Annotated in this window: 1 protein-coding gene, 2 tRNA genes, 3 rRNA genes and 4 pseudogenes; 2 read left to right on the forward strand and 8 right to left on the reverse strand. The window is 42.5% G+C overall.

Features of this window, described 5'->3' with window-relative positions:
* Position 1 precedes the first annotated feature (1 nt).
* From rrf to ACXYSL_RS09215, 6 genes and pseudogenes are all read right to left on the reverse strand, one after another.
* Positions 2-117: ribosomal RNA gene (gene rrf / locus ACXYSL_RS09190) — 5S ribosomal RNA — on the reverse strand.
* 76 nt (positions 118-193) lie between these two features.
* Positions 194-3095, reverse strand: a 23S ribosomal RNA gene (locus ACXYSL_RS09195).
* A gap of 122 nt (positions 3096-3217) precedes the next feature.
* Positions 3218-3290: transfer RNA gene (locus ACXYSL_RS09200), tRNA-Ala, on the reverse strand.
* Positions 3291-3341: 51 nt separating this feature from the next.
* Positions 3342-4890: ribosomal RNA gene (locus ACXYSL_RS09205) — 16S ribosomal RNA — on the reverse strand.
* The 16S, 23S and 5S rRNA genes sit together here with 2 tRNA genes alongside, the layout of an rRNA operon.
* Positions 4891-5120: 230 nt before the next feature.
* A tRNA-Glu gene (locus tag ACXYSL_RS09210) sits at positions 5121-5192 on the reverse strand.
* A gap of 109 nt (positions 5193-5301) precedes the next feature.
* A pseudogene (locus ACXYSL_RS09215) lies at positions 5302-5553 on the reverse strand (23S rRNA (uracil(1939)-C(5))-methyltransferase RlmD); the annotation flags it as partial.
* A gap of 164 nt (positions 5554-5717) precedes the next feature.
* Between ACXYSL_RS09215 and ACXYSL_RS09220 the strand changes: the two are divergent.
* A pseudogene (locus ACXYSL_RS09220) lies at positions 5718-7044 on the forward strand (ISL3 family transposase).
* Between the two features lie 124 nt (positions 7045-7168).
* On the opposite strand, the gene ACXYSL_RS09225 reads toward ACXYSL_RS09220, so the two are convergent.
* Both ACXYSL_RS09225 and ACXYSL_RS09230 read right to left on the reverse strand, forming a co-directional pair.
* Complete coding sequence (locus tag ACXYSL_RS09225) at positions 7169-13003, reverse strand: Cna B-type domain-containing protein (RefSeq protein ID WP_458624555.1); 5835 nt, start codon at positions 13001-13003, stop codon at positions 7169-7171.
* A gap of 256 nt (positions 13004-13259) precedes the next feature.
* Positions 13260-14012 (reverse strand): annotated as a pseudogene (locus ACXYSL_RS09230) (transposase); the annotation flags it as partial.
* Between the two features lie 138 nt (positions 14013-14150).
* On the opposite strand from ACXYSL_RS09230, the pseudogene ACXYSL_RS09235 reads away from it, so the two are divergent.
* Positions 14151-14375 (forward strand): annotated as a pseudogene (locus ACXYSL_RS09235) (IS3 family transposase); the annotation flags it as partial.

A 14375-nucleotide genomic window follows, 5' to 3' on the forward strand; every position in this document is an offset into this window, starting at 1 on the left:
AGCTAAGCGACTTCCATATCTCACAGGGGGCAACCCCCAACTACTTCCGGCGTTCTAGGGCTTAACTGCTGTGTTCGGCATGGGTACAGGTGTATCTCCTAGGCTATCGTCACTTAACTCTGAGTAATACCTACTCAAAATTGAATATCTATCAAATACCAAGTAAACCTCACACTTCGTATCCTCAGTTACTTTGGATAAGTCCTCGAGCTATTAGTATTAGTCCGCTACATGTGTCGCCACACTTCCACTTCTAACCTATCTACCTGATCTTCTCTCAGGGCTCTTACTGATATATAATCATGGGAAATCTCATCTTGAGGTGGGTTTCACACTTAGATGCTTTCAGCGTTTATCCCTTCCCTACATAGCTACCCAGCGATGCCTTTGGCAAGACAACTGGTACACCAGCGGTAAGTCCACTCTGGTCCTCTCGTACTAGGAGCAGATCCTCTCAAATTTCCTACGCCCGCGACGGATAGGGACCGAACTGTCTCACGACGTTCTGAACCCAGCTCGCGTGCCGCTTTAATGGGCGAACAGCCCAACCCTTGGGACCGACTACAGCCCCAGGATGCGACGAGCCGACATCGAGGTGCCAAACCTCCCCGTCGATGTGAACTCTTGGGGGAGATAAGCCTGTTATCCCCAGGGTAGCTTTTATCCGTTGAGCGATGGCCCTTCCATACGGAACCACCGGATCACTAAGCCCGACTTTCGTCCCTGCTCGAGTTGTTGCTCTCGCAGTCAAGCTCCCTTATACCTTTACACTCTGCGAATGATTTCCAACCATTCTGAGGGAACCTTTGGGCGCCTCCGTTACCTTTTAGGAGGCGACCGCCCCAGTCAAACTGCCCGTCAGACACTGTCTCCGATAGGGATCACCTATCCGGGTTAGAGTGGCCATAACACAAGGGTAGTATCCCAACAACGTCTCCTTCGAAACTGGCGTCCCGATCTCTTAGACTCCTACCTATCCTGTACATGTGGTACAGACACTCAATATCAAACTGCAGTAAAGCTCCATGGGGTCTTTCCGTCCTGTCGCGGGTAACCTGCATCTTCACAGGTACTAAAATTTCACCGAGTCTCTCGTTGAGACAGTGCCCAAATCATTACGCCTTTCGTGCGGGTCGGAACTTACCCGACAAGGAATTTCGCTACCTTAGGACCGTTATAGTTACGGCCGCCGTTTACTGGGGCTTCAATTCATACCTTCGAGTTACCTCTAAGCACTCCTCTTAACCTTCCAGCACCGGGCAGGCGTCACCCCCTATACATCATCTTACGATTTAGCAGAGAGCTGTGTTTTTGATAAACAGTTGCTTGGGCCTATTCACTGCGGCTGACCTAAAGTCAGCACCCCTTCTCCCGAAGTTACGGGGTCATTTTGCCGAGTTCCTTAACGAGAGTTCTCTCGCTCACCTGAGGCTACTCGCCTCGACTACCTGTGTCGGTTTGCGGTACGGGTAGAGCATGTTTAACGCTAGAAGCTTTTCTTGGCAGTGTGACGTCACTAACTTCGCTACTAAACTTCGCTCCCCATCACAGCTCAATGTTACAGATATAAGCATTTGACTCATATCACACCTCACTGCTTAGACAGACTCTTCCATTCGTCTGCTTTAGTTAGCCTACTGCGTCCCTCCATCACTACATACTCTAGTACAGGAATATCAACCTGTTGTCCATCGGATACACCTTTCGGTCTCTCCTTAGGTCCCGACTAACCCAGGGCGGACGAGCCTTCCCCTGGAAACCTTAGTCTTACGGTGGACAGGATTCTCACCTGTCTTTCGCTACTCATACCGGCATTCTCACTTCTATGCGTTCCAGCGCTCCTCACGGTACACCTTCTCCACACATAGAACGCTCTCCTACCATACCTATAAAGGTATCCACAGCTTCGGTAAATTGTTTTAGCCCCGGTACATTTTCGGCGCAGGGTCACTCGACTAGTGAGCTATTACGCACTCTTTGAATGAATAGCTGCTTCTAAGCTAACATCCTAGTTGTCTGTGCAACCCCACATCCTTTTCCACTTAACAATTATTTTGGGACCTTAGCTGGTGGTCTGGGCTGTTTCCCTTTCGACTACGGATCTTAGCACTCGCAGTCTGACTGCCGACCATAATTCTTTGGCATTCGGAGTTTATCTGAGATTGGTAATCCGGGATGGACCCCTCACCCAAACAGTGCTCTACCTCCAAGAATCTTTATGTCGACGCTAGCCCTAAAGCTATTTCGGAGAGAACCAGCTATCTCCAAGTTCGTTTGGAATTTCTCCGCTACCCACAAGTCATCCAAGCACTTTTCAACGTGCCCTGGTTCGGTCCTCCAGTGCGTCTTACCGCACCTTCAACCTGCTCATGGGTAGGTCACATGGTTTCGGGTCTACGACATGATACTAATGCGCCCTATTCAGACTCGGTTTCCCTACGGCTCCGTCTCTTCAACTTAACCTCGCATCATATCGTAACTCGCCGGTTCATTCTACAAAAGGCACGCTCTCACCCATTAACGGGCTCGAACTTGTTGTAGGCACACGGTTTCAGGTTCTATTTCACTCCCCTCCCGGGGTGCTTTTCACCTTTCCCTCACGGTACTGGTTCACTATCGGTCACTAGGGAGTATTTAGGGTTGGGAGATGGTCCTCCCAGATTCCGACGGGATTTCGCGTGTCCCGCCGTACTCAGGATACTGCTAGGTACAAAGACTATTTTAAATACGAGGCTATTACTCTCTTTGGCTGATCTTCCCAAATCATTCTTCTATAATCTTTGAGTCCACTTTGCAGTCCTACAACCCCGAAGAGTAAACTCTTCGGTTTGCCCTCCTGCCGTTTCGCTCGCCGCTACTAAGGCAATCGCTTTTGCTTTCTCTTCCTGCAGCTACTTAGATGTTTCAGTTCACTGCGTCTTCCTCCTCACATCCTTAACAGATGTGGGTAACAGGTAGTACCTGTTGGGTTCCCCCATTCGGAAATCCCTGGATCATCGCTTACTTACAGCTACCCAAGGCATATCGTCGTTTGTCACGTCCTTCTTCGGCTCCTAGTGCCAAGGCATCCACCGTGCGCCCTTATTAACTTAACCTTATTTTCTGACCTTTCAGTCATAAACTCTTTTAATACTACAGCGTTTCGGTTTATTTTCTTGTTACTATTTGATATAGATATTCAATTTTCAATGTGCATTACTTGGTGATCTCTCACCAATGGAGCCTAGCGGGATCGAACCGCTGACCTCCTGCGTGCAAAGCAGGCGCTCTCCCAGCTGAGCTAAGGCCCCACAAGACCTCTCAAGACTAAACAAGACCAATGTGCAGTTCCTTATCCTTAGAAAGGAGGTGATCCAGCCGCACCTTCCGATACGGCTACCTTGTTACGACTTCACCCCAATCATCTATCCCACCTTAGGCGGCTGGCTCCTAAAAGGTTACCTCACCGACTTCGGGTGTTACAAACTCTCGTGGTGTGACGGGCGGTGTGTACAAGGCCCGGGAACGTATTCACCGCGGCGTGCTGATCCGCGATTACTAGCGATTCCGACTTCATGTAGGCGAGTTGCAGCCTACAATCCGAACTGAGACTGGCTTTAAGAGATTAGCTTGCCGTCACCGGCTTGCGACTCGTTGTACCAGCCATTGTAGCACGTGTGTAGCCCAGGTCATAAGGGGCATGATGATTTGACGTCATCCCCACCTTCCTCCGGTTTATTACCGGCAGTCTCGCTAGAGTGCCCAACTGAATGATGGCAACTAACAATAGGGGTTGCGCTCGTTGCGGGACTTAACCCAACATCTCACGACACGAGCTGACGACAACCATGCACCACCTGTCACCTCTGTCCCGAAGGAAAACTCTATCTCTAGAGCGGTCAGAGGGATGTCAAGACCTGGTAAGGTTCTTCGCGTTGCTTCGAATTAAACCACATGCTCCACCGCTTGTGCGGGCCCCCGTCAATTCCTTTGAGTTTCAACCTTGCGGTCGTACTCCCCAGGCGGAGTGCTTAATGCGTTAGCTGCGGCACTAAACCCCGGAAAGGGTCTAACACCTAGCACTCATCGTTTACGGCGTGGACTACCAGGGTATCTAATCCTGTTTGCTCCCCACGCTTTCGAGCCTCAGCGTCAGTTACAAGCCAGAGAGCCGCTTTCGCCACCGGTGTTCCTCCATATATCTACGCATTTCACCGCTACACATGGAATTCCACTCTCCCCTCTTGCACTCAAGTTAAACAGTTTCCAAAGCGTACTATGGTTAAGCCACAGCCTTTAACTTCAGACTTATCTAACCGCCTGCGCTCGCTTTACGCCCAATAAATCCGGACAACGCTCGGGACCTACGTATTACCGCGGCTGCTGGCACGTAGTTAGCCGTCCCTTTCTGGTAAGATACCGTCACAGTGTGAACTTTCCACTCTCACACTCGTTCTTCTCTTACAACAGAGCTTTACGATCCGAAAACCTTCTTCACTCACGCGGCGTTGCTCGGTCAGACTTCCGTCCATTGCCGAAGATTCCCTACTGCTGCCTCCCGTAGGAGTCTGGGCCGTGTCTCAGTCCCAGTGTGGCCGATCACCCTCTCAGGTCGGCTATGTATCGTCGCCTTGGTGAGCCGTTACCCCACCAACTAGCTAATACAACGCAGGTCCATCTGGTAGTGATGCATTTGCACCTTTCAATGAATTATCATGCGATAATCCATTTTATGCGGTATTAGCTATCGTTTCCAATAGTTATCCCCCGCTACCAGGCAGGTTACCTACGCGTTACTCACCCGTTCGCAACTCATCCGCTCGGTGCAAGCACCAAGCTTCAGCGTTCTACTTGCATGTATTAGGCACGCCGCCAGCGTTCGTCCTGAGCCAGGATCAAACTCTCATTAAAAGTTCGAGTTCTCACTCATTTCTGTCACTGACAGATTTATTGTTTTTCATTGTTCAGTACTACAACATTAGTTGTAGTGCCCTGCACATTGGTTCGTCTTGTTCAGTTTTCAAAGGTCTTTGTCACTCAATCTCTCTCAAGCGACAACTATATTAGTATATCACAGCTAACTCTCTCTGTCAACACTTTTTTGAAACTTTTTTACTTTTTTCGTCCCTGTGATACACTCATAGTCCGTACGGGATTCGAACCCGTGTTACCGCCGTGAAAAGGCGGTGTCTTAACCCCTTGACCAACGGACCTGAGCTTTTCAACTCTTTCTATTATACCTACTTTTCCTACTTTGTCAAGAACTTTTTGAGAATAGCTTCATTTTTTTATTTTAGCATCTATCTTTTATAACCGGATACCTTATTTTACACTCTTCTTAATCAACTTCACGACTGCTTCTGTCCGTGCAGTGTGGGGAAACATATCAACTGACTGGATATACTGGAGATCATAAACTTTTACCAGTTTAACCAAATCTCGCGCCAAGGTCGAAACATTGCAAGAAACATAAACCATTTTTTCCGGTACATAGGTTAGGATGGCATCTAATAACTTGTCATCTAATCCCGTTCGAGGAGGGTCGACTATCAAGACATTCGCTCGGTAGCCATCACTTTAGAACAAAAAAATAGAGGTCGAACCTCTCTAAATTTAGGCTCTATAATTTCTGTAGTGGGTAAAACCACTGTAGGAATTATGGAGTCTATTTTTTGTAGAAAAAAGCCCCATAAGACCTATAATGAAAAAGTGACCAAACCCTCATTAGAAAGAATCTTATGGAACAATTAAATTTTATCACAAACATACTTGGAATTAATGACAAAAATATTATTATCTTAGATTATCTTGATACTGGAACGAATAAAGAAGTCATTGCTAAGCTCGATTATCCTGCCTCTAAATGTCTCAACTGTCAAGGACAAATGGCTAAATATGACTTTCAAATAGAATCCAAAATCCCCTACCTCGAATGTGCTGGCTACAAGACTCTCATTCGATTGAGAAAACGCCGTTTCCGCTGTAAAGACTGTGGAAAAATAGCCGTCGCAGAGACTTCCTTAGTCAAGAAGAATCACCAGATCGCAACCATCGTCAAACAGAAAATCACTCAAAAATTGATTGAGAAAGTCCCTATGACAGCTATCTCCGAAAGTTTATCTGTCTCCACTTCGACAGTCATTCGTCAGTTACATAAATTCAAATTTAAGACTGATCTTAACCACCTTCCAGAACACATGAGTTGGGATGTGGAAACAGTCAGGGAAGTGACTGTTTCAATCGGGAGATGAAGATGAGCTTCATTGCGCAAGATTTTGATAATCTCAATATCATCGCTGTTCTTGAGAGAAGAACACAAGCTGTTATCCGAAATCTCTTTCTTCGCTATGAGCGAGCCGTTCGCTGTCAGGTAAAAATCATTACGATGGATATGTTTAGCCCTTACTATGACTTAGCTAGACAACTTCGCTTTCGAATTTCTAGGCTCAGGCTGAAACAGTCTCCCAGACTGTTTCACTCCCAAACGCTAAAATCGTTCTCGATTGCTTTCATATTATCCAGCATCTCAGTCGAGCAATGAATCGCGTACGCATCCAAATTATGAATCAGTTTGATAGAAGACCGCACGAATATAAAGCACTGAAACGTTACTGGAAACTCATTCAACAGGATAACTATACGCTGAGCAGTAAACGATTTTATCGTCCAACATTTCAGTCGCATTTAACCAATAAAGAGATTCTCGAAAGACTTCTCTCTTACTCTCAAGATCTTAGAGATCGCTATGAACTCTATCAGCTTTTACTCTTTCATTTTCAAGAGAAGCACGATGACTATTTCTTCGAATTGATCACAGGGTCCATTTCTTCTGTGAATCCAATCTTCCAGACCATTTTTAGGACCTTTTTGAGAGATCAGGATAAGATCATTAATGCACTTGTACTTCCCTACTCAAACGCAAAACTTGAGGCCACAGATATCCTCATCAAAGTCATTAAGCGAAATGCTTTTGGCTTCCGGAACTTTGAAAATTTTAAAACGAGAATTCTCATTGCTTTTAATATCAAAAAGGAGAGAACCAATTTGGTCCTCTCCAGGTTGTGACTTTTTATCAACCCACTACAGTTGACAAAGAGCCGATAAAAAATAGTCCAGAACAAATGTTCTGGACTATTTCCTTTCCAATTACTTCCTAAGAACTAACTGAAAATTAACTCTCTTTTAGAGATTATTTATTTTTACGGCTTACAAAGTACAATCCACCAGTCACTGCTATCAAAGCAAGTCCTGCAACTACTGCTGCGTTAGATGCTTTTTCACCAGTATTAGGAAGTTGAGGTTTTGGACCTGGTTTTCCTGGTTCATTTGGTTTACCTGGTGTTGGTTTTTCTGGAGTATGTATATTTGTAACATTCATGCCATCTTCTTTTGCTGTGTACCCATTCACAGTACCAACTTCTTTGACAGTGTACTCGATTGGTTTACCATTTGCGTAACGATCAAGGTCTGTAAACTCGAAGGCCCACTCGTTGTCTGATAGAGCAGTTGCCTTTGTAACAGTTACAGTCTTACCAGTTTCTTTACCGTTGGCAAGAAGTGCTACAGTAATTGAGTCTGGACGAATACCGTCTTTGTTATTAGCATCATCCCAGATCTTCTTACCTTTTACAGTAATTTTCTCTGGTGTATGTTCGTTAGTAATCGTATACTTACCGTCTTTTTCTGGAGTAATTGTTGTTTCGTATGATGCAACAGCCACTTCTTTGACAGTGTACTTGATTTCTTGACCATTCTCATACTTAGGAAGTTTCTTAGATTCGAACTTCCAGCCAGTTTTTTCTGATACTTCAATCTCTTGAACGACTTCTTTATCGTTTTTAAGAATTTGAACTTTCACAGATGTTGTACGTTTGCCGTCTTGGTTGTTGTTATCTTTCCAAACCTTAGTTCCTGAAAGGATAACTGTATCTGGATTGTGAGTGTTAGTCACTACTTGACCAGTTACAGAGGCTTCATAACCAGCTGGTACATCCACTTCCTTGATTGAGTAAGTGATTTCTTTACCAGCTTCGTATTGTGGAATATTTGTGAAGGATGCTACCCAAGTGTTGGCATCTGTCTTATCCTTAGCTGTCAAGGTCAATTTCTTACCTTCAACGGCTACTGGATCAGCATCTCCTACTTTTTTATAAAGTTGAACCGTTACTGACTCAGGACGTTTACCGTCTTGGTTGTTCGCATCGTTCCATACTTTTGTTACTTTGTAGTCGATTGCTTTAGGAGCATATTTGTTTGTGATGGTAAAGTCTGTAATCGTAGATTCGTATTCTGCTACGGCTTCTTCCGTTACAGTGTATTTGATTTCTTTACCATCTTTATATTTTGCTAATTTCGTGAATTCGACAGTCCAAGTTCCGTCTGCGGCTGCTTGAACTTCTTTCGAATCAACTTTCTGACCGTCTGCTAAAAGATTGATTGTAATCTTAGTTGGACGTTTGCCGTCTTGGTTATTCGCGTCATCCCAGTTCTTAGTTGCTTTAATGTCAACTGTTTCTGGTGAATAGCTATTTGTGATGGTGAATCCTGATGCAGCGTCACCAGTAACCTTAGAAGTGTAACCAGGAACAGTTACTTCTACTACGGTGTACTGGATAGGTGTACCGCCCTTATCAGCATCAAGATCTGTGAAGCTTCCAGCCCAACCGTTTGCGGCATTAAGTTCAAGTGTTTTACCAGTATCTTGACCATCTGCAAGCAATTTAACTGTGACAGAAGTTGGACGCTTACCATCTTGGTTGTCCTTATCATCCCATGCTTTCTTCACAGAAACTTGAGTTTTGGCTGGTGTGTATTTGTTTGTAAATACAAGATCTTTTGCTTCTTTTGAAGCTGTTGCTTTCAATTCAGTTGCGCTTACTTTTTCAACCGTTACTTCAACTTCTTGAACTGTCTTATCGTAAGTGATGCCTGTTTCAGTTCCAGCAACTTCTGAGATGGTGTACTTGTGAGTTCCCACTTGGCTCTCATCATATGAGATTGGTGAGAAGGTCACTGTTCCGTCGGCAGCGTTTGTCACTGTTTCAACAACAGTTCCGTCTTCTTTCTTCAATTCGAAACTGTATTTACCAGCTTCAAGATTTTTACCTTCAAGAACTTTCTTAGCTCCAAGAGTTACACTTGTAGCTCCTGCTGGAGTGTATTTGTTTGTAAATACAAGATCGTTCGCTTCTTTTGAAGCAGTTGCTTTCAATTCAGTCGCGCTTACTTTCTCAACCGTTACTTCAACTTCTTGAACTGTCTTATCGTAAGTGATCCCTGTTTCAGTTCCAGCAACTTCTGAGATGGTGTACTTGTGAGTTCCCACTTGACTCTCATCATATGAGATTGGTGAGAAGGCCACTGTTCCGTCGGCAGCGTTTGTAACTGTTTCAAGCTCTTTGTCGCCTTCTTTCAGAACAAAGCTGTATTTACCAGCTTCAAGATCTTTACCTTCAAGAACTTTCTTAGCTCCAAGAGTTACACTTGTAGCCCCTGCTGGAGTGTAAGTGTTCTCGAATGCTTTTTCATCGTCGTAAGTAACAGTTGCTTCAAGGGCACCTTTACCATTGTCCGCTACAGTAACTGTAGCAGTGATTGTTTTTGTGTCGTACGTGATGCCTGTAGCAGTTCCAGTTTTTTCAGCAATCTTGTAAGTGAAAGTTCCAGCTTTATCGAATTCCAAGGCTGAGAACTTAACGTTTCCATCTTTGTCATTCTTGACTGTTTCTTTCACGTTACCATCTTGGTCTGTCAAAGTAAATTCAAACTCATCGGCTTTCAACTCACGACCAGTAAGTGTTTTCTTAACTGCAAGAGTAGCTGAAGTTTTTGAAGCTCCGTAGCTGTTGTTAAATTCTTTGTCCGCTGGGTATGTTACGTTAGCAGTAAGATTTCCTTCACCATCGTCTGTAACTTCTACTATGACTTTAACTTCGAGACTATCGTATGTTACACCGTCAATAGTTTGTCCAGCATTTGTTTCAACGATAGTGTACTTGTATGTACCAGCTTTAGTGTATTCGATTGGTGCAAATACGACCTTACCATCAGCAGTGTTCTTCACTTTTTGAACTTCTGAGCCATCTTCGTCATTCTTCAAGACAAACTCAAACTCATCAGCTTTCAAGGTACGACCTGAAAGAGCTTTTGTCACTTCAAGACTAGCTGAAGTTTTCTTAGTTGTGTATGTGTTGTTAAAGGTTTGGTTATTATCCTTATAACTAGTTTTGGCTTTAAGTTGGCCAGAACCGTCATCCATTACTTCAATAGTTGCAGTAACTTGATGTGTGTCATAGGAAATACCACCTAGATTCCCTTTTGTTTCGCTAATAGTGTAAACATAAGTACCCGTCTTAGTAAACTCTAAAGCTTTGAAGTTTACTTGGCCATCAGCTGTATTCTTCACCGTTTGAAGGTCATTACCGTCCTTGTCTTTCAAGACAAATTCAAACTCGCCTGCCTTTAACTCGCGACCAGTCAGCTTCTTAGTTACAGAAAGAGGAACGTTCACTGGCTTGGCTGTATATTTATTTTTAAAGACAAGCACTTCTGGACTTCTAGTGATGGTTGCTGTGAGCTTATGACCAAACGCTTTCTCAACTTTGATTTTGACTTTAAATTCTGTCTTGTCATAAGTTACTCCAGCTTCTTTTTCGTTATCTGCTGGAATGACCTCACGGACAACATAGTCGTGTTCTCCGACTTCATCTTCATTAAAGGTAAGAGGAGTGAAGGTGATACTACCATCCTGCTTATTGGTAACTGTCTCTACTTCCTGCTCAGTGCCATTTGTAACTTTGAAAAGTTTAAACTGATACTTATTCGCCTCAAGTGGCTTCCCTTCTAATACTTTCTCAGCAACAAGTGGAACTTGAATAGGGTCAGCAGGAATATATGTATTGGTGATAGTGAAGCCAGTGTTGGCATCACCTGCGATCTCACTCTTAAAGTCTTCTACTGGAACTTCTTTTACAGTGTAGTGGATCTTACCGCCATCTGCATTATACTTCGGCAAATCTGTGAACTCACCTGACCAGTTGGTTGCGGCAGTTAACTCAACTTTTTTCTCACTCTCTTTACCATCAATAACTAGTTTAACTATTACCGAATTTTTCTCAGGTCCATTCCACTTTTTATTAACTTTTACTGTAACTTTTTCTGTATTCGTATTTGTAACGATAAAGCCTTTATCTACATCCCCAGTTATCTTACTATCATAGTTGTTAACTTTTACTTCAGCTAAAGAATATTTGTACTCATGACCGTCCTCAAGGCTGTATTTCAACAATTTGTCAAAAGTATATGACCAGCCTGTAGTTTTATCTAAGGTTACCGTGTGATCTGCATCATTCACTACCTTGCCGTCAACCAAAATGTTAAAAGTTGCGGACTCAGCTGCTGGACCAATCCACTTTTTCTCAATCGAAATCTTCTTATAAGCCTTTAGAACCCAAATACCAATAAAGTGTACATCTGCACCATCAATGGTCTTTTCTTTTTCTGTGTACCCCTTGAAAACCCATGTTCCTTCTGGAACGGTGACTTCCGTTTGCTTGGGCTGATCTGGTGTTACGGTTGTCCCATTTGGAATTTTTGATACCTTAGGTGGTGTTAGATCAGTTACCTCTTTAGGTAGAGACATTCCTGGAGTTCCGCTTTGGAACTCATGTGTTTTATTGTAAAGGAGAGTTGTTTTGACCTTATTAGAAGGGACTAGGACATTATCAACTTTCAATGTTACGGTATTTTCGATAACACCCGATGTTTTCTGCTCTACTTTTTCATTTGTTACCGTATTATATGTAACTTTTATCGTATCAGCTCCACTTGCTCGCTGAAGATACTTTTCTGCCATTTTAACAGTAACGGTCTGTCCTGATACAGTAACAGTGTAATCCGTATGTTCCGTCAAAACCTTGCCATCTGCTTCGACTTTAAGGTCTTGATAGGTTAGTCGTTCATCAAATGTATCAATCAAATCTAAGCTGTCAAGTGAGCCAATAACATCTTTTCCGGGTGTCGGTACCTTGAAAGTTCCCGTATAAGTGATCTTCTGTCCTTTTTTAGCTGGAGCTTGTGTGGGGTCAACCGTTTTAACTGGTGCCGGAATCTTTCCTTCTACAAAAATTCCAAATACTGCTGAGCAGTAGGCAGTTGACTGGTAGCCAAATTCTAAACTATTGTTAACCGAACGAACAGCTAGACCACCAACATTGTAGGAAGCATCGCCGTCTGTTCCTTTAGTAGCTCGCCAAATTGTTTTGTCGCCACTTACTTCTTTTTTGAGAGCATTTGCGGTATTCATTACCGTCTTATCTACTTGGGATGTATAGTTTTTAATATAGAATGATTCTGTCCCGTCAACAGTCACATCCACATCAGATGGGACCATTACAAGCTTCAAATCCGTATTTGATCCGTCTGAATATTTCAGCTCGGCCGTTACATCTGCGTCAATCCAATAGGCATGGTCAATTATATCATTATGGGCTGCATCCACATATGGGATATTTCCAAGTTCAAATGCCCCATTTTCCCAAATCTCTGAAACATTAAAAAACTGGACATTTTTCTTAGTAGGATCCTTCAGTGATGCTTCACCTAGTGTTGTATTATTATAATGAACTGTCACACGATTAATGGTTAGATAAGCATCAACCTTTTTTCCATAAACCTCACCAACATTTGAAAATTTTAATTTTAAAGGTTGTTCAAATACTTGAGTGCTTTTATTGGTTTTATCAACTTTGAGGGTAAAATTCTCCATAGGTTTATGATAAATCTGACCACTTAAAGATTGGTAGTAAGGATTATTCAATCGTGCTTGATTAACAGCATTCGATTTTGAAATTACCTCCATATTATTCACATTTAAGTTAAATTTATATGTATCTAAATGTGCAAGGTCAGTATTATCTTTAATTTCTTGCACAGCAAAAAAACTTTTAATCGGTAATAAAAGGAATGTTAGAATAAGACATAGCATTCCAATAATAATCTTTTTATATTTAGTTTTGAATTTCATTGTCACTCCTAAAATATTTACAGCAAAAAATGATACCTAAGATTATTGTAACAGTAAAAATAATTTTAAGCAATAAGTTTGTTACTAAAAAGGTTAATCTTTTCAAATTTTATTAAATAAAAATATATCTACAGCATTTTTGCTAATTTAGCTTTGGATACAGATTAATAATCCTCTCAACATCCCGTATGTTTGACCTAGTTCTTGATAATCTCTAAAAGCTGTTACGCCCTTCAAATGTCTCCTGATAGTTCTAATATTTTTCAGCACGTACTGAAAAATCATCCTTGACTTTACGAAGGACTTTCTTGAGTTTCCGACGCTGGGTTTTACGTTCATCCTTTCCTTTAACGGGTGTCTCCTCCATGTCTTGGTTCAGTTTTTCCAATTCTTCTTCAAGGACTTGAGCGAACTCGGTCAACTGTTCTGAGGTAATCGATTCTTTTTCATCCAGCGCAATCGCCTGATGGATCAGGGGAGTGATTTCTTCTTGAAAATAGGCCTGTATCTGTTCTTGAAGTTTGGCGGAAAACTTGTCCGTTGCCTTTTTCCACACGAAACTATACTTGTTGGCGTTGGCTTCAATCTTCGTCCCGTCAATAAACAAGCAATCTAAGGTCACTAACTCTTCCATTTTTAAACGAAGATTGAGGTCGATGAACAGATCACGAATGAGTTCTTCCATCCCTTCAGCGATACGAAAACGATTGATAGTACGATAGCTGACAACCAACTGTCCTGTTAGGTACTGCATAGCCAGATTTTCAATCATCATTTTTTCAATTTTTCGACCAGAGAAGATCCCTTGTGAATAGGCAAATAGAAGAGTAGACACAAGCATTTTAGGGTGATAAGACGGGCGACCAAAGGCATGATAGAAGGTTTGGAAGTGACTATCCTCCAAGGTATTCACCACTTTTTCAATCGTAAAGACAAGATGGTCTTGTGGCAAGAAAGAACTGATTTCTAGTGGTAAAGTTGTTTGATTTGTGTTATAGTGAACATGCATGGGATAGCCTTTCTAAATGGTTTATTAAGCAATTCTATTTTACCAAGGCTATCGCAACCATGCAAAAAAGCAACGGGAAATCTGAACTGCACCCCAAAAGTTAGACAGAAAAAATCTAACTTTTGGGGTGTTTTTACTATGAAATTAACTTATGATGATAAAGTTCAGATCTATGAACTTAGAAAACAAGGATATAGCTTAGAGCAGCTTTCAAATAAATTTGGGATAAACAATTCTAATCTTAGGTACATGATTAAATTGATTGATCGTTACGGAATAGAGTTCGTTAAAAAGGGGAAGAATCGATACTATTCCCCAGAATTAAAACAAGAAATGATTGATAAAGTTTTACATGAAAACTGG

This window comes from Streptococcus sp. V913, from assembly GCF_054353455.1.